This is a genomic window from Henriciella sp., assembly GCF_029936995.1.
Lineage (GTDB): Bacteria > Pseudomonadota > Alphaproteobacteria > Caulobacterales > Hyphomonadaceae > Henriciella.
This window is the reverse complement of record NZ_JAPYRE010000001.1, coordinates 1-25371: the sequence shown is the minus strand read 5'-3', so window position 1 is coordinate 25371 and position 25371 is coordinate 1. Positions and strand designations below refer to the sequence as shown.

Annotated in this window: 27 protein-coding genes and 3 tRNA genes; 18 read left to right on the top strand and 12 right to left on the bottom strand. The window is 59.9% G+C overall.

Annotation, left to right across the window (positions count from 1 at the left end; all coding sequences use genetic code 11):
- The first annotated feature begins 44 nt into the window (after positions 1 to 44).
- From Q1K31_RS00150 to Q1K31_RS00135, 4 genes are all read left to right on the top strand, one after another.
- Positions 45 to 1073, top strand: a complete 1029-nt coding sequence (locus Q1K31_RS00150) for a 2'-deoxycytidine 5'-triphosphate deaminase (protein ID WP_300375411.1) — start codon at positions 45 to 47, stop codon at positions 1071 to 1073.
- A gap of 81 nt (positions 1074 to 1154) precedes the next feature.
- Positions 1155 to 1634, top strand: coding sequence for a hypothetical protein (locus Q1K31_RS00145; protein ID WP_300375409.1), 480 nt, complete (start codon positions 1155 to 1157; stop codon positions 1632 to 1634).
- 82 nt (positions 1635 to 1716) lie between these two features.
- Complete coding sequence (locus Q1K31_RS00140; protein WP_300375407.1) at positions 1717 to 3456, top strand: amidohydrolase family protein; 1740 nt, start codon at positions 1717 to 1719, stop codon at positions 3454 to 3456.
- Positions 3457 to 3607: 151 nt separating this feature from the next.
- Positions 3608 to 4354: a thioredoxin family protein gene (locus Q1K31_RS00135; RefSeq protein WP_300375404.1), complete on the top strand. Its 747-nt coding sequence runs from the start codon at positions 3608 to 3610 to the stop codon at positions 4352 to 4354.
- On the opposite strand, the gene Q1K31_RS00130 is transcribed toward Q1K31_RS00135, so the two are convergent.
- The gene (locus Q1K31_RS00130; protein ID WP_300375401.1) at positions 4330 to 5643 is read right to left on the bottom strand and encodes an MFS transporter; all 1314 of its coding nucleotides are present in this window, start codon (positions 5641 to 5643) and stop codon (positions 4330 to 4332) included. The two genes, Q1K31_RS00135 and Q1K31_RS00130, sit on opposite strands and share 25 nt — an antisense overlap.
- Before the next feature lie 247 nt (positions 5644 to 5890).
- Here Q1K31_RS00130 and Q1K31_RS00125 point away from each other — a divergent pair, with 247 nt between their 5' ends.
- Both Q1K31_RS00125 and Q1K31_RS00120 read left to right on the top strand, forming a co-directional pair.
- Positions 5891 to 6298, top strand: a complete 408-nt coding sequence (locus Q1K31_RS00125) for a hypothetical protein (protein ID WP_300375398.1) — start codon at positions 5891 to 5893, stop codon at positions 6296 to 6298.
- A 9-nt stretch (positions 6299 to 6307) separates the two neighbouring features.
- Entirely contained in the window at positions 6308 to 6532 is a 225-nt protein-coding gene (locus Q1K31_RS00120) for a helix-turn-helix transcriptional regulator (protein ID WP_300375396.1), read from the top strand.
- A gap of 13 nt (positions 6533 to 6545) precedes the next feature.
- Here the strand turns inward: Q1K31_RS00120 and Q1K31_RS00115 are convergent, their stop codons facing one another.
- Positions 6546 to 7493, bottom strand: a complete 948-nt coding sequence (locus tag Q1K31_RS00115) for a radical SAM protein (protein WP_300375394.1) — start codon at positions 7491 to 7493, stop codon at positions 6546 to 6548.
- 159 nt (positions 7494 to 7652) lie between these two features.
- Between Q1K31_RS00115 and Q1K31_RS00110 the strand changes: the two genes are divergently transcribed.
- Positions 7653 to 7726, top strand: a tRNA-Gly gene (locus Q1K31_RS00110).
- A 5-nt stretch (positions 7727 to 7731) separates the two neighbouring features.
- Here the strand turns inward: Q1K31_RS00110 and Q1K31_RS00105 are convergent.
- Both Q1K31_RS00105 and thpD read right to left on the bottom strand, forming a co-directional pair.
- Positions 7732 to 8502: a Crp/Fnr family transcriptional regulator gene (locus Q1K31_RS00105; RefSeq protein WP_300375392.1), complete on the bottom strand. Its 771-nt coding sequence runs from the start codon at positions 8500 to 8502 to the stop codon at positions 7732 to 7734.
- Between the two features lie 186 nt (positions 8503 to 8688).
- The gene (gene thpD, locus Q1K31_RS00100) at positions 8689 to 9561 is read right to left on the bottom strand and encodes an ectoine hydroxylase (RefSeq protein WP_367187507.1); all 873 of its coding nucleotides are present in this window, start codon (positions 9559 to 9561) and stop codon (positions 8689 to 8691) included.
- A 220-nt stretch (positions 9562 to 9781) separates the two neighbouring features.
- Between thpD and Q1K31_RS00095 the strand changes: the two genes are divergently transcribed.
- Both Q1K31_RS00095 and Q1K31_RS00090 read left to right on the top strand, forming a co-directional pair.
- On the top strand, positions 9782 to 9931 hold the full coding sequence (locus Q1K31_RS00095; protein ID WP_300375387.1) for a hypothetical protein: 150 nt from the start codon (positions 9782 to 9784) through the stop codon (positions 9929 to 9931).
- On the top strand, positions 9928 to 11145 hold the full coding sequence (locus Q1K31_RS00090; RefSeq protein WP_300375384.1) for a hypothetical protein: 1218 nt from the start codon (positions 9928 to 9930) through the stop codon (positions 11143 to 11145). Before Q1K31_RS00095 ends, Q1K31_RS00090 begins: the two co-directional genes overlap by 4 nt.
- 129 nt (positions 11146 to 11274) lie before the next feature.
- On the opposite strand, the gene Q1K31_RS00085 is transcribed toward Q1K31_RS00090, so the two are convergent.
- On the bottom strand, positions 11275 to 11424 hold the full coding sequence (locus Q1K31_RS00085) for a hypothetical protein (RefSeq protein WP_300375381.1): 150 nt from the start codon (positions 11422 to 11424) through the stop codon (positions 11275 to 11277).
- A gap of 69 nt (positions 11425 to 11493) precedes the next feature.
- On the opposite strand from Q1K31_RS00085, the gene Q1K31_RS00080 reads away from it, so the two are divergent.
- Positions 11494 to 12165 carry a hypothetical protein gene (locus Q1K31_RS00080; protein WP_300375378.1) on the top strand — a complete coding sequence of 224 codons (672 nt, stop codon included), beginning with the start codon at positions 11494 to 11496 and terminating at the stop codon, positions 12163 to 12165.
- Between the two features lie 18 nt (positions 12166 to 12183).
- The gene (locus Q1K31_RS00075; RefSeq protein WP_300375376.1) at positions 12184 to 12795 is read left to right on the top strand and encodes a trimeric intracellular cation channel family protein; all 612 of its coding nucleotides are present in this window, start codon (positions 12184 to 12186) and stop codon (positions 12793 to 12795) included.
- On the opposite strand, the gene Q1K31_RS00070 is transcribed toward Q1K31_RS00075, so the two are convergent.
- Positions 12796 to 13437: a protein-L-isoaspartate(D-aspartate) O-methyltransferase gene (locus Q1K31_RS00070; protein ID WP_300375374.1), complete on the bottom strand. Its 642-nt coding sequence runs from the start codon at positions 13435 to 13437 to the stop codon at positions 12796 to 12798.
- A 98-nt stretch (positions 13438 to 13535) separates the two neighbouring features.
- Between Q1K31_RS00070 and Q1K31_RS00065 the strand changes: the two genes are divergently transcribed.
- The gene (locus Q1K31_RS00065) at positions 13536 to 14615 is read left to right on the top strand and encodes a hemolysin family protein (RefSeq protein ID WP_300375372.1); all 1080 of its coding nucleotides are present in this window, start codon (positions 13536 to 13538) and stop codon (positions 14613 to 14615) included.
- A 103-nt stretch (positions 14616 to 14718) separates the two neighbouring features.
- Here Q1K31_RS00065 and katG read toward each other — a convergent pair whose 3' ends face one another.
- The 3 genes from katG to Q1K31_RS00050 form a co-directional block, all read right to left on the bottom strand.
- Positions 14719 to 16917, bottom strand: coding sequence for a catalase/peroxidase HPI (katG, locus tag Q1K31_RS00060; RefSeq protein WP_300375371.1), 2199 nt, complete (start codon positions 16915 to 16917; stop codon positions 14719 to 14721).
- A 250-nt stretch (positions 16918 to 17167) separates the two neighbouring features.
- Positions 17168 to 18037, bottom strand: coding sequence for an alpha/beta hydrolase (locus Q1K31_RS00055; protein ID WP_300375370.1), 870 nt, complete (start codon positions 18035 to 18037; stop codon positions 17168 to 17170).
- Positions 18034 to 18807, bottom strand: coding sequence for an RNA methyltransferase (locus Q1K31_RS00050; protein ID WP_300375369.1), 774 nt, complete (start codon positions 18805 to 18807; stop codon positions 18034 to 18036). Before Q1K31_RS00050 ends, Q1K31_RS00055 begins: the two co-directional genes overlap by 4 nt.
- A 98-nt stretch (positions 18808 to 18905) precedes the next feature.
- Here Q1K31_RS00050 and Q1K31_RS00045 point away from each other — a divergent pair.
- Together Q1K31_RS00045 and Q1K31_RS00040 are read left to right on the top strand one after the other, a co-directional pair.
- Positions 18906 to 18990: transfer RNA gene (locus Q1K31_RS00045), tRNA-Tyr, on the top strand.
- A gap of 72 nt (positions 18991 to 19062) precedes the next feature.
- A tRNA-Gly gene (locus Q1K31_RS00040) sits at positions 19063 to 19136 on the top strand.
- A 31-nt stretch (positions 19137 to 19167) separates the two neighbouring features.
- Here the strand turns inward: Q1K31_RS00040 and Q1K31_RS00035 are convergent.
- Together Q1K31_RS00035 and Q1K31_RS00030 are read right to left on the bottom strand one after the other, a co-directional pair.
- Complete coding sequence (locus tag Q1K31_RS00035; protein WP_300375368.1) at positions 19168 to 21429, bottom strand: bifunctional diguanylate cyclase/phosphodiesterase; 2262 nt, start codon at positions 21427 to 21429, stop codon at positions 19168 to 19170.
- 13 nt (positions 21430 to 21442) lie between these two features.
- Entirely contained in the window at positions 21443 to 21958 is a 516-nt protein-coding gene (locus Q1K31_RS00030; protein WP_300375367.1) for a methylamine utilization protein, read from the bottom strand.
- Positions 21959 to 22168: 210 nt separating this feature from the next.
- On the opposite strand from Q1K31_RS00030, the gene Q1K31_RS00025 reads away from it, so the two are divergent.
- Both Q1K31_RS00025 and Q1K31_RS00020 read left to right on the top strand, forming a co-directional pair.
- Positions 22169 to 23047: a DUF3034 family protein gene (locus Q1K31_RS00025; protein WP_300375366.1), complete on the top strand. Its 879-nt coding sequence runs from the start codon at positions 22169 to 22171 to the stop codon at positions 23045 to 23047.
- Positions 23048 to 23050: 3 nt separating this feature from the next.
- The gene (locus tag Q1K31_RS00020; RefSeq protein ID WP_300375365.1) at positions 23051 to 23560 is read left to right on the top strand and encodes a group 1 truncated hemoglobin; all 510 of its coding nucleotides are present in this window, start codon (positions 23051 to 23053) and stop codon (positions 23558 to 23560) included.
- A 22-nt stretch (positions 23561 to 23582) separates the two neighbouring features.
- On the opposite strand, the gene Q1K31_RS00015 is transcribed toward Q1K31_RS00020, so the two are convergent.
- Complete coding sequence (locus Q1K31_RS00015; protein ID WP_300375364.1) at positions 23583 to 24191, bottom strand: TetR/AcrR family transcriptional regulator; 609 nt, start codon at positions 24189 to 24191, stop codon at positions 23583 to 23585.
- A 70-nt stretch (positions 24192 to 24261) separates the two neighbouring features.
- On the opposite strand from Q1K31_RS00015, the gene Q1K31_RS00010 reads away from it, so the two are divergent.
- Together Q1K31_RS00010 and Q1K31_RS00005 are read left to right on the top strand one after the other, a co-directional pair.
- Positions 24262 to 24795, top strand: a complete 534-nt coding sequence (locus tag Q1K31_RS00010) for a peroxiredoxin-like family protein (protein ID WP_300375363.1) — start codon at positions 24262 to 24264, stop codon at positions 24793 to 24795.
- 16 nt (positions 24796 to 24811) lie between these two features.
- Positions 24812 to 25210 carry a nuclear transport factor 2 family protein gene (locus tag Q1K31_RS00005; RefSeq protein ID WP_300375362.1) on the top strand — a complete coding sequence of 133 codons (399 nt, stop codon included), beginning with the start codon at positions 24812 to 24814 and terminating at the stop codon, positions 25208 to 25210.
- The last annotated feature ends 161 nt before the right edge of the window (positions 25211 to 25371 follow it).

The following is a 25371-nucleotide window of genomic DNA, read 5'->3' as shown; positions in this document are numbered from 1 at the left end:
AAGAGCGCACCGTCTTAAGCCTCTTGTCTGAAAGGGATCAAGGGATGGCTGAAGCAACGCAGGGCGTTTTGCCCGACACCGACCTGGCAGACCTGTTTGAAAACAGCGCCATCCGCGCCGGCGAACCACTGGACGACGACCAGATTCAACCGGCCAGCCTGGACCTGCGGCTTGGCACGGAAGCCTACCGCATACGGGCCAGCTTCCTGCCCGGTCCGGAACGCACCGTCGCTGAAGTGCTCGAGGAACCGGGCATAAAACTGCACCGGATCGACCTCAGCCGGGATGGCGCCGTCCTCGAAACAGGTTGCGTCTATCTCGTTCCCCTCATGGAGACCCTGCAGCTGCCTGCCGGCATATCAGGGCGCGCCAATCCCAAGAGTTCTACCGGGCGGATTGACGTCTTCACGCGGCTGGTGACCAATCGCGGCAAGGCGTTCGACGATATTCCAGCGGGGTATTCCGGCCCGCTCTGGCTCGAAATCTCGCCGCGTACCTTCTCCATCCTCGTACGTCCCGGCGACCGTCTCGCCCAGCTGCGCCTGAGGCGTGGTGAATCCCGGAATACAAGTGACAAGACCGTCTCGATCGATATGGACCAGGCCGATGGCCGACCCGTCGGCTGGCGAGCCAAGCGCCATGCCGGGCTGATAGACCTGCGCGGGCTGGGTCTCCATGAGGTGGCCGGCTTCTGGGAGCCGCTATTTCCCCATAAGGGCCGTCTCGTTCTCAACCCGGATGATTTCTACATCCTGGCCTCGCGTGAAACCGTGGAAGTTCCCGGTAACAAGGCCGCCGAGATGGCGCCCATTGCGCCCGAGCTTGGTGAATTCCGGGCCCATTATGCCGGATTCTTCGATCCGGGGTTCGGCACCAACAAGGGCGGCTCCCGTGCCGTACTCGAGGTGCGCTCGCGCGACGTCCCCTTCATCCTGGAACACGGCCAGCCGGTCGCAAAACTCGTCTATGAGGACATGGCAGGCAAGCCCGCCGCCCTTTATGGCGGCCGGACCAGCAATTACCAGGGACAGGGGCTGAAACTCTCCAAGCACTTCGCCCGCCCCGAAGAGTGAACGCTGGACAGCCCGGCTCAAACGCGTTCAGGTGCGGCGGTCTAGACCACAACAAAGCCAGATCACAGCAAAGGATGCGACATGAAACGTGCATTTATCCTGTCAGCCACCTGCCTCGCCTTCGCAGCATGCGGCGGCCCTCAGGACACGAGCGAACCATCAGCTGACGCCGAGCAGGCTGGAAATTCGACGGCCAGAACTGCCGAAACCAGTTTCGAGGATGACTGCCTCGTTGTCGCCAACGATGTCGAGGGCAAACAGGAAATCACCGAGATGGGCACTGACCCGGAAGGCTTCTGCGCCTGCGCCGAAGAGTTCCTCGCCGAAATGCCGCAATCCGATCAGGACAATGCCCGCACGACAATGAAGAACGTAGCCGCCAGCATGAAGGAATCTGGCGATGATACCGAGACCGTTGTCGGCCAGATGATGGCCGAAGCCATGGCCAAGGGCGAAGACCCGGACGCCAAGGCAACAGCAGAGGGCATCCGCATTGTCGGTGGCATGATCGACAATATCGATGACAGCTTCGAGGAAACGGGCAGCTGCACGGTTGGCTAGCCGGATTTGACTTCCCGAGGGTGAAGGGCGTTTCTCTTGAGTGAATATCCGCGGAAAAGACGGATCTCAGGAGGAAACGCCCATGACCCATGATCTCGTTATTCGCAATGGCTTCATCGCTGATGGCACCGGCACGCCGGGCTATGAGGCAGATATTGCCATTGATGACGGGCTGATAAGCGATATCGGAAAGATACCCGGCAAGGGCCGTGAGGAGATAGATGCCAAGGGCCAGCTCGTCACGCCCGGCTTCGTGGACGTGCATACCCATTATGATGGCCAGGTCACGTGGGGCGATGCCCTCACACCCTCCTCTATCCACGGTGTCACGACCGCCGTGATGGGTAATTGCGGCGTCGGCTTTGCCCCCTGCAAGCCGGAGGACCATGACCGGCTCATCCGCCTGATGGAAGGCGTCGAGGATATCCCCTTTCCAGTGCTGTCCACCGGCCTGCCCTGGGACTGGGAGAGTTTCCCGGAATATCTCGACAGCCTTTCGGACAAGAGCTTCGATATCGATTTTGCCGCCCAGCTGCCGCATGCGGCCCTGCGTGTTCACGTGATGGGCGAACGGGGCGCCAACCGCGAAGACGCAACCGATGCAGAAATCGCCGAGATGGGAAAGCTCGCCAAAGACGCTGTTATGGCGGGCGCACTTGGTTTTTCGACATCACGCACCCTTAACCACCGCACATCCGATGGCCAGCCGACCCCGACTCTGACGGCCAGCGAAGCCGAACTGACCGGCATCGCCAACGCCCTGAAGGAAGCCGGGCGCGGCGTACTCCAGTTCGTGTCGGACTTTGACGATCCAAAAAAGGAAGCCGCCATGCTGCGCCGGATCGTCGAGACATCCGGCCGGCCACTGTCTGTCTCGCTCGCCCAGTCCGATCTTGCGCCGGAAGGCTGGAAAGTCCTGCTCGGAGCCATCGAAACGGCAGTAGAAGATGGCCTGCCGATGCGCGCGCAGGTCTGCGGGCGGCCCGTGGGCATCCTGCTCGGCCTCGACCTCACCATGAATCCGTTTTCCGCGCATCCCTCCTACAGGACCATCAAGGACAAACCGCTGAGCGAACAGGTTGCCGCCTTGCGTGATCCAGCGTTCCGCACCCAGCTCCTCAGCGAGGAACCGCAGACGGATAACCCTTTCGCCAAGGTAATGCTACGCAGCTTCGGCAAGATGTTCACCCTCGATGCCGTGCCGGATTATGAACCGAAAGCCGACCGCACGGTGGAGGCCATCGCGCAGGCGCGCGGCGTCTCCTGCGAGGAAGTCGCCCTCGACATCCTGCTCGCCGATGACGGGCAGGGCATGCTCTACCTGCCCTTCCTCAACTATGCACAAGGCTCACTTGAACCGTCCTACGAGATGCTGAAAAGCTTCGCGACCATTCCCGGCCTGTCGGATGGCGGGGCGCATGTCGGCATGATCTGTGACGGCTCCTTCCCGACCACCATGCTGACCCACTGGACACGCGACCGCACACGCGGGGAACGCTTCCCCGTCGAGTGGATCGTCAAGCGCCAGACGGCTGACACCGCGCACTGGATGGGACTGCACGACCGGGGTGTTCTGGCCCCGGGCTACCGGGCTGATCTCAACATTATCGACTATGACAATCTCACCCTGCACCGTCCGGAAATCCTGCGGGACCTGCCGGCGGGCGGGCGCCGTCTGATGCAGCGCGCATCAGGCTATACCGCCACGATTGTTGCCGGTCAGGTGATCTATCGCGACGGGTCACCAACAGGGGCCAGACCCGGACGCCTCGTACGCGGCGCGCAAGCCGCGCCTGCCGTCTCGAAGATCGCAGCGGAATAGAGGGAATTTCAGAGACTCCGGTAAGGATCTATTTACATCTGGCCAGGTGTCAGTTCATCGCGTTTTCACGCCAAATTGACCGTCCGCGAGGCGATTGCGATTTGAGTTCGTCACCGCCAGCACCGATCCTTGTGGCATGATGACATTCCGTTTGACCGCCACCTGCGCCAGCCTGCTCGCCTTCGTGTCAGGTGCCTGCGCCGATACAGATACCAACGTCCGCAGCACAGAAGCGCCGGTCCTCGCCGAACTGTTCACCTCGCAGAGCTGCTCCTCCTGCCCGCCTGCCGAAGCCCTGTTTGCAGAGCTTGCCGATGAGCCCGGCCTGGTAACGATCGAGTGGCATGTCGATTACTGGGATGACCTCGTCTACGGCCGCGAAGGCCGGTGGGAAGACCCCTACTCCCAGGCTTCCCACACCAGGCGTCAGCGTGACTATAACATGTCGCTGCGCGGCACGATGTCAGTCTATACCCCTCAAGCCATCGTCAACGGGCAGAGCGAACTGGTCGGCTCACACCGGGACAAGCTGAACACCGCCATAGAAAGCGCAGACCCAGCCAGCATTGCATTGTCCGTTGCCCGCACGGCTGATGGTATCAAGGTGAGCCTGCCACAAGGCCAGGATGCGCCATCGGCTATCATCCGTCATGTACGCCTTCTGGAGAAGCAGTCGACCAGCGTCAAAGGCGGCGAGAATGCCGGGCGCGAGCTTGCCAGCCGGAACATCGCGCTGAGCTCTGCCGTGCTTGGCAAATGGGACGGCACGAGTGCGTTGTCTCTCTCTGCACCCACGCCTGAAGCCGGTGAGAATTGCGCAATCCTTGTCCAGCAGACAGCCGAGCGCGGCCTCGGCCCGGTTCTGGCGGCACGCTACTGCCCCGAAGCCGGTGCCTGAGCAGGCTTCACCGCCTGCTCCTCAATCCGGTCGAACTGGTCGGCACGCGCCAGCTGCGGGAAGAGCCGCGTCCAGGCGAGCGCTGTGACGATCGCCATACAGCCGCCGAACACAACAGCCCCGACTGGGCCAAGCAGCCGCGCAGCCACCCCGCTTTCAAACTCGCCAAGTTCATTCGAGGCCGAGATGAAAATGAACGAGACCGATGAAACCCGTCCCTTCATCTCGTCCGGTGTGGCCAGCTGGATCAGCGATGCACGGACATAGACAGAGATTTCGTCAGCCGCCCCGGTCACGATAAGGGCGATCATTGACAGCCAAAAGAAGGGGGACAGACCGAAAACCAGTGTCGCAACGCCATAAATCCCGACCGCCCACATCATCCACGGCCCGACATGCCGGGCAAGCGGCCGGGTGGCGAGTATGAAAGCAACGGTCGCCGCGCCTATCGCCGGAGAGGCGGCCAGAATTCCCAGCCCCTCCTGCCCGACATGCAGGATGTCGCGCGCAAAGACCGGCAGCAGCGCCTTTGCCCCACCGAAGAAGACCACCACCAGATCAAGCGAGATCGCGCCGAGCACGATCCTGTTGCGGCGGATATAGCCCAGCCCCTCGAACACCATCGACCAGCCGCGCACGTTCAGCACTTTCTCATGCGGCGGGGTCTTCGCTGTGGCGATGGCAAGGATGGCGAATGCAGCAAGCACGATGGCAACGCTGTAGACCGTCGCGGCACCGAAGAACCCATAGATCAGCCCGCCAATCGCCGGGCCGACAATCACGGCTGTCTGGAAACCTAGCGAGTTCCAGGCAATTGCGCTCGGGAGTTCGTCGCGCGGCACCAGTTTCGGGAAAAGCGAATTGGCTGCAGCCGGGGTAAAGGCGTTGACGCAGCCCAGCATCATGGCCACCCCGAAGATGATCGGAAGTGCATTTTCCGCCGGCATGAAGACCGCCGCTAACAACGCCACGGAAAGCCCGAGGCGCACGGCATTGGAGACGATCAGGATCATCTTGCGGTTCAACCGGTCAGCCGCCTGACCGCCGACAAGAGACAGTAGCAGCACCGGCAGGAACTGCGCCAGCCCGACCAGCCCCAGCAGGAAGGCCGATTCTTCTATACTCCAGCCCAGCCCACCTGACTCCGCCGGGCGGCGCGCGAGATCATAGACCTGATAGCCGATCGTGATCGCTTCCATCTGCCGGGCCGCGGCAATCGAAACGCGCATGGACCAGAAATGCAGATAGGCCCGGTGGCGGAAAACCTGGAGGGAGGGAGCAAGCGCCATGAAGCGCTTGTCCTAGCGTGCCTTCATCAGCATGCAACGGCAAAGTTTGTAAAGGTCGCTTGACATGACAAGTTTACTTGTCTAAATGTCAAGGAAACTGGACATCATGAGAGGACGGTGGAGGAAGAGAAGCAGGATCTTGAATGGGGGCTGTTCCGGGCGCGTATCCTCAGCGGTATCGGCCTGATTACCACCGGCACCGAGTCCCTCGCGCCTGACTCCCGGACACAAAGAAAGGAATGCCCATATGGCACAGCTCGGATTCAATGCCGCCCATAGACGTTACAAGCGTCTTTTCTGGCCCACCACGGTCCTCTATGTGGCCGTCTGCATTGGCGGGGCTTTTCTCATCAACAAGGAGACATCTCCCCTGTGGATGACGTCCACGGTCGCCATTCTCACCGCATTGCCGCTTGTTCTGATGATGTGGGCCATCCTGCGCCACCAGGCAGAAACCGATGAATATACGCGCCTGCGGCAACTCAAGGCCATTGCCCGCGGCGCCGTGATCACAATCAGCGCAATCTGGGTCGTTGGCAGTTTCCAGCTCTGGGAAGTCATTCCGGGTATCAATGTATTCTGGTTCGGTCCGTTCTTTTTTCTCGCCTACGGCCTTGGCAATTGCTGGGACAGCCTGACAGGCAAAACGGTCTGAGGGCTACTCATGGAGAATATCATCCGTACCCTGCGCGCCGAACAGGGCTGGAGCCAGGCGGCCCTCGCCGAGCGGCTGGATGTCTCCCGCCAGTCGGTCAATGCCATCGAAACGGGCAAGTACGATCCATCGCTGCCGCTGGCCTTTGCGATTGCCCGGATATTCGGCAAATCCATAGAAGAGGTGTTCAAGGATCCGGCTACGCCTGAACCGGCAGAAAAAGCGGCGGAATAATCCGCCCACCCGCTCACGCCGAACAGCTGCCCCCGCCGAGCACGCAGAAACTCGCGCACCACGGATGGTTGAGCTGGACCGGGTCCGCCGTCGCCTCTTCCAAAGTCTCGCCGAGCTCGAATTCGGGTGCATAGGCCAGGAGTGTGCAGGCCGTCACGGTCGCACGCCCCGCTCCCTTCCGTCTCACCACCATGCGCTGGCTCGCGCACATCATGTCAGCCGGGTCGACATCGAGAATGCCCCAGCAGGCAGTGGTGATCTCGGGCGGCTCATCGCCTTCAACCATTTCCGGAAACAGCACCAGCGCCCTGGGATCTTCAGGGTCCAGCCCAAGGCCAAGCCGCCGGCTGAGTGCGCCATACCCCGCCCGCGCTGCAGGCTCGTCATCTGTTAGTGCCTGCCGGCCTGCAATGGCAACATCAAAGCCATGCTCTCCCAGCCAGGCGAGGCCCTCACATGCAATATCGAAACTGCCTTCACCGCGCTCCTCGTCGTGCAGGTCAACCGCATAATGATCCATCGAGACCCGCAGCGTCATCCGGTCGCCGAAGCGCGCCTGGAGCCCTAGCAGTCCTTCCCGGATGCGCGGACGCATCATCGGGCGCATGGCATTTGTCAGCAGCAGGAGAGTGTGGCCGCGCTCAAGCACAGCCTCCATGATCTTCAGGATGTCCGGGCACATGAAGGGCTCACCGCCGGTAATCCCGATCTCCTTTGCCCCTTCGCCAAGCCCATCAATCTCATCAAGGAAGGGCGTGACATCCCCTATGCGCAGGAAGACGAGATCGTCATTGGTTGGCGAGCTCTTGATGTAGCAGTTGGCGCACTCGATATTGCAGAGCGTTCCGGTATTCAGCCACAGCGTCTTCAGGCCGCGCCAGTCCACACTGCCACGCGGCTCTCCCTTTGCGGTAACAAAAGGATCGCGGAATTTCTGTTCAATCAGGGTCGTATGCGCCATGGGCGACAGACTAGACCTGCGCGCCAGCATGGCAAACAGTCTGTATCATGCACTCGCGCAAGTGTGATCTCACTTGAGTGAGACCACGACACTGGAGAGAGCGCCGCAAACAAAACCGCTTGACGCCACGCCTGCCCGTGGCAAAGCATTGCCCGGCGCGCGGGTGTAGCTCAATGGTAGAGCAGCAGCTTCCCAAGCTGACGACGAGGGTTCGATTCCCTTCACCCGCTCCAGCGCCTCACGCTTCCGGCAGCCAGCTCAGGTCCAGTTCGTTATAGCGGTTGAGATAGCTGCTATGGACCGAGAGTTTTTCCTCGTCGACGATCTGGATGAACGGGCTGTGGCGCTTGAGCGCGCCTTCCTTTTCCAGCTTGGTAAAAGTGCGGGAGACATGCACGCTCGTCATCCCGACCACATCACCAATATCCGTCTGGGTCAGCGGACAATGGAAACGGTCATGCAGAAGGTTGTTCATCAGTTTCAGCCGCCCGAACGTCTGCTGGGCAAACAGGGCGAGCTTCGCCATTGCGCTGTTGCGGCGAAAGACGCGGGCCCGGTCCTCCTGCTCTGCACTTTCGATCATCGCCACCGTAAGAAGAAGGGCTGACAGGCGCGGCGAGCGCTTGAACACCTCGACAAGGTTTTCCCGCGGGAACGGACAGACGATCGCTTCGGAGCGCGCCACGGCCCGGTATGGTGTGACCGTGTACGGAATTTGTGAGTCCCCGACGATGTCGCCCGGATGGTGCACCCGGACGATGGAGCGGTTTCCGCTGCCATCATGCAGTTCCGACACCAGCCAGCCTTTTTTCAGGACGTACAGTTTTTCCGTCGGTTCGCCGGCCGGGTAGAGAACTTCTCCCGGGCCGATCTCGCATCTTTCCTCTTCAAGGGCGGCCAGCAAGCCCGCCTGCCTGCTGTCCACCGGGGCCAGAGCACTCAGCTTCTCGGCCAGACAGCTATCGGATGTCTCGCAAGGCTCAATGTTTTCCGGTCTGATTCCGCTCATCTCAACAAGTCCGTCTTGTTAAAATTTTCATGTTTTCAGACACCTGCCCTTTCGGGCACATCTGGGTATAGAGACGATCAATCATTCGAAATGTTCCTCAAAAAATGGCATCGAATAAAAATATGAAACCGGCCCCGGGTCATCCCCGGCGCCGGCTTTCAGATACGCCCTGCTTTTTCACGCCCCTCACGCCGCAAAGCGATGCTGACGCGAAAGCCGCCGAAGGGGAGCATCCACCTTGCGGTGGGCGACATGCTCGGGACGCGGCTTGCCTGCGGCGAACGGCGCTTCGAGCCTGTTGGACCAGGCATTGAACACGAAGAAGGCATTCATCCGCTCGAACGGCGTGATGTTGCCATTCGAGGCATGCAGCGTGTTGCAGTCGAAAATCACGACCGACCCGGCTTTCGGGGCCGGGGCCTCAATGCCGCCTTCTGCAACCATGGAAGCAATAGAGTCCTTGTCCGGAATACCGGTCTCCTGGCGCTTCAGCGAGGACTTGTAATTATCTTCCGGCGTCTCGCCGACACAGGAGATAAACTGCTTGTGGCTTCCCGGCACGAACATGACGGGCCCGGCCTGCGGATGATTGTCCGTCAGCATGACCGACATCGAGAGCGCCCGCATGTCCGGCATGCCATCCTCAGCGTGCCAGGTCTCGAAGTCCGAATGCCAGTAGAACTCCTTGCCCCTGAAGGCCGGTTTATAGTTCAGGCGCGACTGGTGGATATAGACGTCGTCGCCGAGAATATGGCGGGCCACTTCGGCGAGACGCGGGTCGCGCGAGACCAGGTCAAAATCGTCACTCTGGCGGTGCGGCGCGAAGACCGAGCGTACGGCCCCGCTATCGGGTTCAGAGACAACGGTCTCGTCGGCAAGGCTTTGTGGATAATCACGCAACTCATTCGCTGTTGCGCGCATCCGCTGGACCTCCTCATCAGAGAAGACGTCTTCCAGCACGATGAAACCATCGCGATCGAAAGCCTCGATCAGCTCCGGCGCAACCGGCGATAACCGGCGGTCGCTGGAGCGTACAACGGGCGCCTTGCGGGCAATCATGTCCGGCTGGCTGTTCAGCCGTGTCTGGTAAAGATCCTTTCTTACTGTCTGCATCTCTTTCTGTTCCTCGATTTATTGCACCGGACCCGCCCAAGAGGCACGAACCGGTGCGGGTGAATTCAAGCAACAATGGCGCGAGGGCCCATGTCCGATCGTTGCGGCCCACCTACGCAACCACTGACCTATGAGTTGCGCGGGTTTCGCGAAACCGGACGTCTTCATGATCCTGATCAAGAAAACCGCCACGAACAGGCGTGAAAACTTGATCTCGATCAAATATGCGCAAGCGATAACCGGCGCGGAATTCATTGCCGGGCTGCCTCTGCATCGCCTAGACTTCAAGGGACAGACGGGGAGGCTACAATCATGATCATCAGGATACTTCTGGCTATTCTGCTCGTAGCTGTGCTGATCACTGGCGCACTGGCCTGGCGCGAGGCGGGCTATGGCACAGGCGCGCGCGATACGTCCGCTGCCCCGGAGGGCGAGACACGGGAAGTTGCCATCGTCTCGAACGCCGTTGGCGGCACGCTTACCCTCATCGGGACCGATAGCCTTGAGCCCATTGCCACGCTCAACGGCATACCCGACGGGCGCAAGGTCGGCTTCCTGCGCGATCCGATACAACGCCTTGCCCAGGGCCGGGCCGAAGCCGCAGGCGGGCTGAATTACGGCCAGGACACCGATCTGTCCCGTGATGGCACCGTTCTCTATATCTCGCGCGGCTTCCTCGGTGATGTCGTCGCCATGGACATCGCCAGCGGCGACATCCTCTGGCGCACACCGATTGCCGGCATGCGGGCCGACCACATGGACATCTCTCCCGATGGCAAACGCCTCTATGTTGCCGCCCTGCTGTTCGGCGGTGATGTCGTCGAAGTGCTCGATACCGAAACAGGAGAGAAGACGGGAGAGTTCAAGGCCGGGATCTGGCCACACGATATTCACATCACCGACGACGGCGAGCATGTCTATGTTGCCAGCCTTGGCGACATGCAGCTGCCCCTGGCAGAGCGTGCACAGGCCGAAGACGCATACCTCATCACAAAGGCCGATGCTGACACGCTCGAGACGCTTGCCACGTACAGCTTCGAAGCCGGCATCCGCCCCTTCGCCGTGACGGAAGATGAAAAGACCGCCTACGCCCAGCTATCCAACCAGCACAGCATCGTCGCGCGCGATCTCGAGACTGGCACGAACAGCACCCGCATAGACCTGCCGGTCGATGAGGGTGTCACGGAAGACGACTGGGACTTCGAGGCCCCGCATCACGGCCTCGCCATGACAGGTGACGAGACGCTGCTCTGTGCCGCCGGGCGCGCTTCGGACTATGCCGCCATCGTGCGCACAGACGGCCTCTCCCTCGTCACGACGGTCGACACGGGCAATGCGCCAAGCTGGGCCGCTATCACGGGCAATGACCGCTATTGCTTCCTGCCAAACACCCGCAGCGACAATGTCTCCGTCATCGACCTTGAAGCCATGTCAGAAGCTGCCCGCATCCCCACCGGACGCGGCGCCAAACATATAACCATCGGCGAGATCCCCGTCAGCGTGATCGCCGCGCTGGACGCCTCGGAATAATGGACGTCCCCTTCTTGCCAAGAGACCACGGTCACGATTATCCCTAGATAGAGGTTAAGCTATTTGTGAGTGTAAATGGGGCGACGGGCACCCTGGCGTAGTCGTGCAAGTAAGCGCAAAGCACTGGGCTTACCGCTCGACCTGATCATTTTTGCGCTCACCATCAGCATATTGGTCTTCACACCACTTACCAGCTTCATCGGCTTCGCCGCCCCCGGCGCATGCCAGATGGGAGAAACCGTTCTTTACGGAAACGGCGCGGACCAGCCAGGGCTTCACACGCTCCTACTTGTGATCTGTGGGCTTATTGGTTTGCTGATTTGTACGCATGCAGCAACTGGCCTCATTATGCGGCAAAAGTTCAGTATTACGGCCTGCATGTTCGGTATTCTCAATCTGGTTTTGCTGGTCCTTGCCACCCGGCAGATCGGATATAGCTGGGCCTTCTTCCATCCAGACCATCCGATCGCGCAGCACCTGCACGCTCAGGCCCGGCCATACGTAATCGATAATGTATTCAGCTTGAACGAAGAGAACTGGACCGATCCGTTGAACGTCTTCTACGACGAGCGCGCTTGGGAATGCGTCGATCAGAATGAGTATGGCTGCATTTTCTGGAATGAAGGCCTCAAGCTAACAGCTCGTCCGATGCTTGTCTCTCAGTGTTATTCCCCCGAACTCATAAGAAAGAACTGGGCAGCACTGATTGACCGGCCCTTTCCGGAAAATCATTCCAACACGCTGATCGAATACGTCTACTTCGATAGTCAGAACAGGTGGATCAGACCACCCGGTTTCCTCCGCCCCCGCACGCATGAGCTGCAGCAACACCTAGCCTCCCATCAACTCGACGAATCCACCCCCGGCTGGTGGCTCATGCAGGACCTCCTTTACGAACAATATCTCGAACGCGAGAAGGCAGAGGCAGAAAAGTTGCGCCCCTATACTCGCAGGGAGATTGATATGCTCGTGGCACGAAACTGGGGCGACGAGCGCCCGGTCTGGTGGCAGGACGAGTAACGCGCTAGCACAATAACAATGTCCCCAGAGCTTCTCCTCGCCTTTGCCGACAGGATCGGTGTCTTCGTCTTCGCCATCTCCGGCGGCGTGCTGGCTGTACGCAAGCAGATGGACCTGCTGGGCGTTATCGTCCTGGCCTTCCTGCCCGCGATTGGCGGCGGCACGTTGCGCGACCTTCTTCTGGGCGAACCCGTCTTCTGGCTGACCGACACGGTTACCATTTTGCTCGCCATCGCCGGTGGGGGGACAGCCTTCATCTTCTACCGTTTCGTCAGCCGGTTCCGCGCCCTGCGCTGGCCCGATGCGGTCGGCATGTCCCTGTTTGCCGTCACTGGCGCGGCCAAGGCCATGTCACTCGGTCACGGTTTTCTCGTCACCCTGATCATGGGGGCGATGACCGCCAGCGCAGGCGGGCTTCTGCGTGACGTGGTCGCGAATGAGGAGCCACTGGTGCTCAAGGATGGCGAACTCTATGCGACCTGCGCGCTTGCCGGGTCGCTGGTCTATTTCCTGATCATGAGCTATGGGCCGGGCGACCCGGTCGCCCTTGCAAGCGGCATGGCGGCGGCCTTCATCCTGCGCGCCAGCACGATCGTTTTCGGGCTCAGCCTGCCGCGCGCAAAAGGCTAGCTAGCGGCCAGCCTCATTGACCAGGGGCACAAAGGCCACCCCGCCCGCATCCATTTCACTCCACGTGTCGTCTCCGGTCCGGGTGATACGTTTGAGCATCTGGCGCCCCCCCGGTCCGCTCACCGGAATGACGAGGCGACCGCCCGGCTTCAGCTGCTCACACAGGGCGCGCGGCACATCGCCTGCCGCTGCCACAAGAATGGCATCGAAGGGCGCCATCTCAGGCCAGCCCTTCGTTCCATCGCCCGTCCGTGTGGTGACATTCTGATAGCCAAGCGAATCCAGTACGTTGCTTGCCTGCCGTGTCAGGGGAGCATGGCGCTCAATGGCATATACATGCGAGACGATCTGTGCGGCGACGGCAGCAGCATATCCGGACCCCATGCCAACATCGAGCACTGTCTGGCCCGGCGCTAGGTCGGCAAGTTCCGCCATGATCGCGACAATGTAAGGCTGGGATATGGTCTGGTCCTGTCCGATCGGCACCGGGCCGTCGCGATAGGCATGGCCGCGGTTCTCTGACGGTATGAAGCAGTGACGCGGCACCGCGCGCATGGCCAACAGAACGCGCGGGTCAGAAATGCCACGCGCTTCCAGCTGGTCAGCCACCATGCCTTCGCGCTGAGTTTCGTAGTCGCTCATCTTCGATGCCTTCCACTCGGGCCCGCCAGAGCCTGAACCAGATGCCACATGCCGACAGCCTTTCCCCGCGGGTGCGGACATGGCAACATAGTTTCTAAATGACCCTACTCATAATCTATCTGTGTCTCGCCATCGGCGTGTCCTTCTTCTGCTCCATCGCCGAGGCTGTCCTTTTATCTGTCAGGCCATCCTATATCGCCACGCTCGAAGAACGCGGTGCCCGTGGCGCCCGCACACTGGCCAAGGTCCGCAGCAACATCGACCGCCCGCTGGCAGCCATCCTCACAGCAAATACGATCGCCCATACCGTCGGCGCAGCCGGTGTCGGTGCCCAGTCCGCCATCGTTTTCGGCAATGCCTATCTGGGTGTGACCTCTGGCGTGCTGACCCTGCTGATCCTCGTATTTTCGGAGATCATACCAAAATCGCTTGGCGCGGCCCACTGGCAGAGCCTGGCCCCCACCATGGCAGTCCTGATCCGATGGCTGACACTTCTTCTGCTGCCCGCCGTAATCATCTTCGAGGCACTGACCCGCCTGATCGCACGCACGAGCGGCAACCAGCCGACCTTCAGCCGTGACGAGATGCAGGCGATGGCAAAGATTGGCGCGCGCGAGGGCGAAATCGGCTCGCAGGAACACAGCATTGTCAGCAATGTGATGAAACTCAACGTGCTGTCGGTGCGCGATATAATGACCCCGCGTCCCGTCATATTCTCCGCGCATGAAGATATGAGCGTTGACGACTTTTTCGCAGAGCACGCCCAGAAGCCGTTTTCGCGGATTCCCATTTATGAGAACGAGGCCGATTCCATTAACGGCTATGTCCTGAAGAACGACCTGCTTCTCGCCCAGGCGCGCGATGCCTTCGACAACAAGCTAGCCAGCTTCAGGCGGGACTTTCTCGTCCTGCCGGACTTCCTGACGGCCTCGCAGGCCTTTGGCAGCCTCATGGAAGACAAGTCGCATATCGCGCTGGTTGTCGACGAGTATGGCACGGTCCAGGGATTGCTCACGCTGGAAGACGTGATCGAGACGCTTGTCGGCCTCGAGATCACCGACGAGCTTGATGTGGTCGAGAACATGCAGACACTGGCGCGCAAACGCTGGCGCGAGCGGATTGCGCGTATGGGGATTGATCCGGATTCACTGGCAAGGCCGGAGACCGAGCCCTCCTAGATTCAGGAATAAAAAAAGCGGCGCTACAGCCATACCATAGCGCCGCCTCTCATTGTCTCAGGCATGTCAGGGGCCACCCGGAAGCAGCCCCTGACACGGCCGATTATTTCAGGTCGAACCGGTCGAGGTTCATGACCTTGTTCCAGGCTGCCACGAAGTCATTCACGAATTTCTTCGTATTGTCTTCCTGGGCGTAGACCTCGGCAATCGCACGCAGTTGCGAGTTGGAACCGAACACCAGGTCAGCCCGGCTTGCCGTCCATTTCAGCTCACCGCCGGAACGTGCGTGACCTTCATAAAGGTGCTCGTTGTCTTTCGAGACCTTCCACGCCGTGCCCATGTCGAGCAGGTTGGTGAAGAAGTCATTCGTCAGCTGGCCTTCCCGCTTGGTGAAGACACCATGCTTCTCGCCGTTATAGTTGGCCCCAAGCACCCGCAGGCCGCCGATCAGGACGGTCATTTCGGGCGCCGACAGCCTCAGAAGCTGCGCACGGTCGACCATGAGCTCTTCGGCTGGAACCGTGCGGTGCGTGTCGACCACATAGTTGCGGAATGCATCGGCCTTCGGCTCGAGATAGGCATAGGAGTCGACGTCCGTCTGCTCCTGCGTGGCGTCCATGCGGCCCGGCGTGAACGGCACTTCGAGGTCGTGGCCGGCATCCTTTGCCGCCTTCTCGACAGCTGCACAGCCGCCAAGAACGATCAGGTCAGCCATGGAGATCTTCTTGCCACCCGACTGGGCGCCATTGAAGGCCTTCTGGATGTCCTCATACTTGGAAAGCACCTTGGCGAGCTTTTTCGGCTCGTTGACTTCCCAGTTCTTCGCCGGCTCGAGACGGATACGTGCGCCATTGGCACCCCCGCGCATATCGGACCCGCGATAGCTGGAAGCTGAAGCCCATGCGGTCGAGACGAGGTCAGCCGTCGACAGGCCGGAACCAAGAATCGTGTTCTTCAGTTCGGCAATATCGCTGGCATTGACCAGCTCGTGATCGACTTCCGGGATCGGATCCTGCCAGAGCAGTTCCTCTTCCGGAACTTCCTCACCGAGCAGGCGGACCTTCGGGCCCATGTCGCGGTGGGTCAGCTTGTACCAGGCCCGCGCGAAGGCATCGGCGAACTCTTCCGGATTATCCTTGAAGCGGCGCGAGATTTTCTCGTATTCCGGATCGAAGCGAAGCGACAGGTCGGTCGTCAGCATGGTCGGCTTGCGCGGCTCGCTGTCCTCGGTCGGTCCGGGGATCACCGCTTCGGCATCCTTGGCAACATACTGATAGGCGCCTGCCGGGCTCTTCTCCAGTTCCCACTCATAGCCGAACAGGTTCTCGAAGAAGAAATTCGACCACTGAGTTGGCGTCTGCGTCCAGGTCACTTCCGGGCCACCCGTGATGGCATCGACACCAACGCCGCTGCCATGTGTGCTCGTCCAGCCAAGGCCCTGCTCTGCAATGTCAGCGCCTTCCGGCTCGGCACCAACCAGTGAATCATCACCGGCACCGTGGCACTTGCCGAAAGTGTGACCGCCAGCGATCAGCGCAACGGTTTCCTCGTCATTCATGGCCATGCGGCCAAAGGTATGGCGAATATCGTGCGCGGCTGCGACCGGGTCCGGCTTACCTTCCGGGCCTTCCGGGTTCACGTAGATGAGGCCCATATGCGTTGCCGCAATCGGGTTCTCCAGAACGCGTTCCTCGCCGGGATAGCGTTTGTCGGAGCCGAGCCACTCTTCCTCGGTGCCCCAGTAGACGTCCTTTTCCGGTTCCCAGATGTCTTCGCGGCCACCGCCGAACCCGAACGTCTCGAAGCCCATGTCCTCAAGCGCGACATTGCCCGCGAGAATCATGAGGTCAGCCCAGGACAGGGAATTGCCGAACTTCTGCTTGACCGGCCAGAGAAGGCGGCGGGCCTTGTCGAGGTTGGCATTGTCCGGCCAGCTGTTCAGCGGCGCGAAACGCTGGGCACCGGCACCACCGCCCCCGCGGCCATCGCCGACGCGATACGTCCCGGCGCTGTGCCAGGCCATGCGGATCATGAAGGGGCCATAGTGGCCATAGTCAGCCGGCCACCAGTCCTGTGAGTCCTTCAGGACCTTGGCGATTTCCTGTTTGACGGCTTTCAGGTCCAGCTTCTTGAAGGCTTCGGCATAGTCGAAGTCCTCGTCCATCGGATTACCAGCCGGATGGTTCTGGTGGAGGATGTCGAGGTTCAGAAGCTTGGGCCACCAGTCCTTGTTGGACCGGCCCTTGAATACATTGTGTGTTTCGAGATCGCCCACGACGGGGCATTTGAGATCGTCAGCCATGATATCTCCCTGTGTTGCGCGTGTATCCTAGTTACACGTGATAGCGCCCAAAGGTCCATCAATCCAATCGATTATACGATCATGTGTTATTGATAGGAGCTATGGATAGCGCGAAACTTCCATATAGCATCTGGCAGACACATCCATATGACGCGCTGTGGCGCCACTTCTGGACTGCTCCCACACCGCTCTCACACCGTGGCTGTACCGTGCCCAGACGGCTCCGGCACGCATTCATCCGGCTGATGTTTCAGAGGAAGTCCACAAGTGTCTGCATGAACAGCTCGAAGCGGTCATGATGCAGCCAGTGCCCGGCCTCGGGAAACAGCTTCACGTCGGCATTGTTGAAATACTTCATCCGCCCGTCCTCGGCCGGATTCGAGGCCCAGCTCTTTTCCCCATAGAGCAACAATGTCGGACAGGTGATTGCGCCCCAGAGTTCATGGACCTGTTCCTGGGTGAGATCGACCGATTCCCAGACGCGCAGATAGTTGTCGAACTTCCAGGAATAGGTGCCATCCTCATTGCGCGCGATACCGTTGATCGTCAGGTGGCGCGCCTGCTCTTCGGACAGGAAGCTGTTTTCTTCCTTCATCCGGGCATAGGCCTGTTCAAGGCTATCATAGCGCTTGGGCTGGCGGCCGGAAAGCGCGCGCTTGTCCTCGACCATCTTGCGAAACCGCTCCCGCCACGGCGTCTCACGGCGCTTGGCGAGCATGGCCGGGCTTGGCCCCAGCCCCTCAATGGCCACGAGCTTGCGGACGTTTTCCGGGTAAAGGCCCGTATAGCGCAGCGCAATATTACCGCCGAGCGAATGCGCGACCATTGTGACAGGCGCCAGCTTCAGCTGGTGTATAAGCTGCGCCAGGTCATAGATATAGGCCTGCATGTTGTAATTGCCTTCAGGCGACCAGGCGCTGTCGCCATGCCCGCGCAGATCCGGCGCGATGACATGCCAGTCCTTGCGCAGTTCCTCGGCCACCCAGTCCCAGCTGCGGCAATGGTCACGCCCACCATGCACCAGCAACAGGGGCGGTTTGTCCTCATTGCCCCAGTCAACATAATGGAGCTTCAGACGCTGCGAGAAATAGGTGTGTGAGACAGGGCCATGTAAAGTCATTGTGCGCCTGTCTCCCGCATTGCCTCGTAAAACGCAATGGCCGCAGCATTGGAAACATTGAGGCTTTCCATGCCCGGAACCATCGGGATACGGGCATGTGTGGCGCAGGCCCTGGCCACAGCGGGGCGCAACCCGGAACCTTCAGCGCCCATGACAAAGGCGATGCGTGGAGCCCCTTTCACGGCACTGGCGATTGTCTCCTCGCCCTCTCCGGCCAGGCCGATCGTATGGTAGCCCGCATCAGCAAGCTGCTTCAGCGCACGGGCAATATTGACCACGCGAACTTCTGGGACAGCCTCTATGGCGCCTGCAGCCGCCTTGGCCGCAACGCCGGTGACCGGCGGGGTGTGGCGTGTCTGGAGAACAAGCCCGCCGACATCGAAAGCGGCGGCAGAGCGAAAGACCGCACCGAGATTGTGCGGATCGGAAATCTGATCCAGCACACACAGGCGCTGTGGCGCATCCGGCCCGGCAATAACGTCCTCCAGCGCAGCCGGCTCAAGCGGCATGGTCTTGATGGCCAGCCCCTGGTGAACTGCTCCGGGCGGTAACAGCTTGTCCAGCGCTTTCGGATCCATGATTTCAAAGTGATCGAACCCGGTCCGGCGCGCGGCGTTTTCGGTCGCAACACAGCGTTGAATGACACGATCGCCATTCGCGATGGCTGCCTCAACGGCATGCTGGCCCCATAGCCAGACCGGCTGTTCAGGGCCAAGTGCAGACTGTGCTGCAAATCGGCGTTTCTCACGGTTGCGTGGAATAGTCTTCATCCCTATAAAGCGCGCTTCGGTGCGCCGGTGACTGTTCTTGCTGTCATTTGGCGTCCTGCTCCGGCGGCGTCAATCGAAGCGTCGCAGGGCAGCCCTGTGGAGGGGTGGCCGAGTGGTTAAAGGCAGCAGACTGTAAATCTGCCCGCATAGCGTACACAGGTTCGAATCCTGTCCCCTCCACCACTTGCTGCCATCGAACATGCTCTACCACTTGCATCCCCGGACAGGGCACAGTATTCCCAGCGGTTCTGGTATGCGGGTGTAGCTCAATGGTAGAGCAGTAGCCTTCCAAGCTAACGACGAGGGTTCGATTCCCTTCACCCGCTCCAGAAGTCTCCAGACTTCAGATGGGATTTCTGTCTAGGCTGACTTGCGGCCTGCCTGGCCGCGCTTTCCTTTATCCCTGGGCGCATCAGCCACAAAGTTTCTCAGGAAATCGAGCGTCTTCTCGCAGGCTTGCGGACGCGCGATGAAATAGCCCTGTGCGGCATCCGCTCCCATGCCTGAGAGGATGGCCATGACTTCGGCCGTCTCGACACCTTCGGCTGTCACTGTCATGCCCAGGCTGTGGGCCAGGTCGATTGTCGACTTGATCAGGAGCGCATCCGAGGAACCCGCCGAAAGCGTCATGACGAAACTCTTGTCGATCTTCAGCTCATGCGCGGGAATCTGCTTGAGATAGGTTAGCGAGGACAGGCCTGAACCGTAATCGTCGATCGAGATCTCGATGCCAGCCTCACGTAGCCGCTGTATATTGGCAAGCGCCAGCGCAGGATCATCAATCACGGCGGTTTCAGTCACTTCGAAGCAGTAGCGGCTCGTTTCGCCTTTTAGCAGGGTGATCGACCAGTCCAGAAACTCCGTATCCGTCAACAGGCGACCGGAAAGATTGACCGCCATCTTGATATCCATGCCGGCGTCGAGGAAAGCCTGCCGGTCCTTGCGCACCTGCTGCAGCACCCACTCGCTCAGCGGACGGATATGACCGGTCTCCTCAGCCGTTCGGACAAAATCTTCTGGTGACACAAAGCCATGAACAGGGTGCTCCCAGCGCAGGAGCGCTTCGGCTCCCTCGATCTTCTGTGTACGAAGGTCGATCTTCGGCTGATAGGCCATATGAATCTGGCCATTTTCGAGGCCGGCAATCATCTCACTCATCAGTGACAGGGTCCCGCTCGGATCACCATATGCCTCTGCGTCGAATTCGAAGATCTTTGCATGGCGCTGGCGGCCCTGCTGCAAGGCGATGACGGCACGGTCGAGCGCGTGCAGACGGTTGGTCTCATCATGATGCGCGAAACCGGTCGAAAGCTGTATGTCCACCTTCTCGCCGTCGATTTCGATGGGGCTGCTCACTGCGGTCGTTATGGCTGCAAGGCAAGCGTGAGCTTCGTCTAATGTCCGAGCACGCACCACCAGCCCGATCATGTCTGTTCCCAGCCGGCCAACCCCTTCGACAGACGCCTGGGACTCGATCCGCTTGCCGAGCTGGGCAATCAGGAGATTGGTCGAGGACTGTCCAATAACCGCCATGATCTTGGCGAAGCGGTCAGGACTGATGGCTGCACAATAGAGGTGTTTCCCGGTATGGCCCTGAAACTCCTGCAGGATCGCGTGGAGCGCGCGGCGGTTCGGCAGGTCCGATTCGGTGTCAGTGAGCGACAGGCGCAGAATATTGTCTTCGCGCCGCTCGATCTCTCCGGCCATTCGCTCGAAGCTCTCGGCCAGACGCCCAATCTCATCATTGGTGCTCACTTTCACATGAACACGCTTGCCGCTCGCCAGTTCATGCGTGGCATGGTCCAGTTTCGTGATCGGCCCTGTCACGCTGCGTGATATGAACCAGGAACAGATCAGGAGAGCCAGACTGCCCCCAACGGCCATGACAAGTATCGCGTACAACATGGGCCGGAAGGGTGCCATGGCGCCGGCAAGCGGGTATTTTAGCACGAGAACGGCTTCAGGCATGTCACCAAAGCCACGGACATTGGTCAGGCGTACAATGTTGTCTCCTGAACTCTCTTCCAGGTCGGTCAGGTCAGGCTTCATCACGATCCTGGCGTTCAGCGGGATCGAGGAAAGGGTCTCCAGTTCCTGCATCCGCTCCGCGCCCAGCTGGTAGCCGAACATCACCCAGCCAACTAGGTCAGGTGCCCGCACCTGCGCGGAGACCATCTGGTATGGAACCTCGTCGACGGCGAGCACGCCCAGTGTCTCCCCCCGAGACGTGAGCGCCTGCCAGACACCCGGCTCCACCCGTTCGGTCTGCTCCATGCCAGGCGAGACGACTCGCCCGTCTGACAGAACGATATAGGCCGCGTCGATGTCCACCCGGCCTGAAATGTTATCCAGCGCTGATGCGATTGTCGCGATATCATTGGTGGCAACGGCTTCGCGCAGACCGAAATCCTTGGCGGTCACACTGGCATTCTCTTCCAGTTTTTCCGCCTGGATCCTCCAGAGCTCGGAATAGACTGCCGAGGTGGCGCGCATCTCGTCAGCGATCTTCCCTCGCGCCGTGTTCTGAATTGAAAAGTAAACCGCGACCGAAATGACCGCGAGGATCAGGCCAAGCAAACCACCATAAGCAAGTGTGAGCTTTGTTTTTAGATGTCTGAACATGCCCGCCTGTGCCCTAGTTCATGCTCATTCGCGCCACAGGTGCAGGTGCATCTGCGGGAAGCGACAGCTTGTATCCTTCGCCATCGGCGATCAGGGGAAGAACGAGCGCTTCGTCACGCCCGATCTGTGGATACCAGACATGCGCCGTGGCAATGTTTTCAGGCATCGCATCGAAACTGATTGTGCCGCTTTCATTGCTGACCCCGCCATAAGGCGCATCAGCGACACGGATATAGGCCAGCATGTCATCATGAATATTGCAGCCAATCGCGACCGTGCCGGGCTTGTTGAAGGTGACCGTGCGATGCTCTTCCCGTCCGTAAAGCTCAAGCTCGAAACGGTTGCCCCTGGAAAAGGAGTAGACATGGTGGCGCACGCGGTCGAGGTTGGGAAACTCGACAGAAACCCCCTTCGGCACGGCCAGCACGTAAGGGTGAAAGGCCAAGTCTTCCTGGCTTACCTTGTTTGCCATGCCGTAGTTTTCAGGTGAGCCCCCCTCACCCTCCATCGTGACAACAGCATGCGGCACGGGTTCTCCCGTCGCATCAAGGACAGTTACCGTCTGTGCTGTCGCAAACGGAACCAGGAACAAGCAGAAAACAAGACAGGACAAGGCGCGCATGTAACGCTCTCTGCCCGAAACTGATTACGTATCGTTTAATCTTTCTTCTGTAATTGTTCTCGCAGGAACACCCCGGAGGAAATCGTTTTGAAACAGTCGAGACGACACAGTCCAGAATTGCGTTGGCCTGTCCGGCTGATCCTGGCCCTGGCTGGTTGTGCAATCTTTACGACGCCTGCCGGTGCACAGGGACTGGATTTCGAAACCGGGGGCAAACTGCTGCTCACCCGCGGGATTACCAGTGTGGACGGGGCCGGAGGCGGGGGGATCACCCCCTGGGCCCTGATCACCGGTAACGAAACCGACCGGGGCATTGGGGGCACTGCACATTACACACGCGTCGACGTCCCCGATTACACATTCGAAGCCTATGGCGGCGCGGTCGGTTTCTATGACCGCTTCGAAGTGAGCTATACGCGCCAGGAGTTCGACACAGGCGAGACAGGGGCCGCCCTTGGCATCGGCGACGGATTCACCTTCGGACAGGATATCTACGGTGCGAAATACCGTATCGCCGGGGATGCCGTGTACGGACAGGATACCTGGCTACCCCAGATTGCGGTTGGCGCACTGTACAAGGAAGCCGATCATGGCGCGTTACTCGGCGCGCTTGGTGCGGAGGATGCCAGCGGCGTCGAAGTGTACGCCAGCGCCACCAAGCTGCTCCTCGCCCAGAGCCTGCTCTTCAATGCCACCCTGCGCTATACCGACGCCAACCAGAATGGACTGCTCGGCTTTGGCGGACAGGAAGACATGCAGATACAACCGGAGGTCTCTCTTGGTTATCAGCTCTCGCGGCGCCTGATCATAGGTGGCGAGTACCGGTTCAAGCCTGACAACCTGGCCTTCGCGAAAGAAGACGACTGGGTGGACCTGTTCGCAGCCTATGCCATCAATGATCACGCCACCGTCACGGCCGCATATGCAGATCTCGGCTCCATTGCGACCTTTGATGATCAACGCGGCCTCTACCTTTCACTGCAACTCGGATTCTAGACCATGAGACTGTCCGCCCTCTGCCTTCTCGCCGTGAGCCTGACCTGCAGCGTTGCCTTCGCTCAGGAAACCGGCACCCCCTACCATCGCGCAGGAGAACTCGAGGTCGATCCTTACGAAGTGAGCAACGAGAATGCCGGGGCCGATCCGTTCACCGGCCAGGCCATGCTGGAAGCCTTTAACGGCCGCGAAGGCATATCGCGCATCGTGGATGATTTTGTCGAAGGTGTCCGCACCGATCCACGCACGGAGAAGATCTTTGCCGCCTCCGACTGGAAACGCCTCGACCGCACGCTCAACGAGCAGTTCTGCTACATACTCGGCGGTGGCTGTGACTATACGGGCAGGAACATGACGGAGGTACACAGGGATCACGGCATCACGCGGGCTGAATTCAATGCCGTTGTCGAGATCTTGCAGGCGGCCATGCGAAAGGAGGGCGTCCCCTTCCGGATGCAAAACCGCTTCCTGGCAAAGCTCGCACCAATGGAGCGTGACACGGTAACCCGCTAAGCCTCACTGGAAGTCGTGCGTGTCAGTGCGACAGCAGCATGTTCACCCGCTCGGTAATCTGGTCCCCCATCCGATCGCTGGACCAGCCCGCCCGGCCCCGGAACATATATCCCTGCCGCAGATCAAAGAGCATTGCGGCGCGTTCCTGCGAGGGGAATGTCGCTGGCAAGGTGCCCTTTTCAATTTCCCGATCAAAGCGCGCGGCCAGTCTTCTCTCCGTATCGGCGATTGCGTCTTCCACGCGTTGAGCGACCCCGTCCACCTGACCGACCGACGCCACGACACTTGAGGCGAGAAAGCACCCCTTCGCGCCGCTTTCATGCTCTGTCGCGGCGTGAATAACCTCGGACAGGAAGGCATGCAGCGCTCTCTCGATGTCCTCTTCACCTTCTAGGGCAACTAGCGGGGCGCAGGCGTCTGCTTCGCAATAGTGATCGATTGTCCTCAGATAGAGACCACGTTTGTCTCCAAACGCCGCGTAGAGGCTGGGGCCGGTAATGCCCATGGCACTGGTCAGGTCGCGCATGGATGCGCCGTCATAGCCCTTTACCCAGAAGACCGACATCGCCTGCATCAGGGCTTCGTCATAGTCAAAGCTCCGGGGACGGCCAATTTTTTTTGTAACGTTCAATATATATCCCTTGACGCTTTTAAATCCGCACCTTTATGTAACGCTCGATATATATAGGGAAACACTCAAAATGACCAGCAAGAAACTCGCCGCCGGTTCGGCGTTTCCGGCGATCACTCTTCCTGTGCTTGGCGGGGGGCAGCGTGACATATCCAGCCCCCGGAACGGGCGCGACTGGATGCTCGTGCTTGTTTATCGTGGCAAGCATTGTCCCCTGTGCACGACCTACCTTCAGGAACTCAACGCAGCACTGGCTGATCTCAATGAGCTCGGCGTGGATGTTGTGGCGGTATCGGCCGACAGCGAAGCCCGCGCCATCGCCCAGATGAAGGAGGTATCGCCGGAATTTGACGTGGCATACGGCCTGACAATTCCACAAATGCAGGCGCTGGGTCTCTACATATCCAGCCCGCGAAACGGAATGGATGTTGAAGCGCCCTTTGCAGAACCGGGACTGTTTGTCCTCGATGAGACCGGCGCACTGCAGATCGCCGATATCTCGAATGTACCATTTTCACGCCCCGACCTGAAGTGGATTGCCAAGGGCATCGGCTTTCGCCGGGGGCCGATGAAAGACGCCCCCGTCAATGGCACCTACGCCTGAGTCCAAGGAGAAAACCATGACCGAAAGAACAGAAGCTGCGCTGCGAAACAGGATCGACGAATTGATGAATGCCGGCGTCAACGCCGACATGGAAAAGCTGGACAGAATTTATCACGACGACATCGTCGTGATGGATCTGAGCATCGACGGCCGCCTGATGACCCTGAAGAAAAAAGACTTCATGGCGATGCTGGAAGAAACCTTCCGGGACAAGAACCCGGAGGACTACCTGTGGGCCAGAATTCACAGCCTCACAGTTTCCGGCGACCGGGGACATGTCCTGATTTCCCGGAAGATCCCGGTGGGAGGCCCGAGGATGATGATCGATCTGAGCATCGACTTCATATTCGAGGACGGGCGCTGGCAGGTCACACGTGAAGTGAACTTCAGCCGACCGGACGTTGAAGCTGCCTGATCACCGGTAAACAATGTGGGGGCAGCACAGCCCTGTGCTGCTCTCGCCGCTTGGCCATCAGGACACAAGACAGGGTTCGCTTCCAGCGCGCCTCCTGACACATCTGGATATTGGCCTCGCTCGAGCTGACCGGGGCCAATTTTTTGGAAGATGGCGCACCT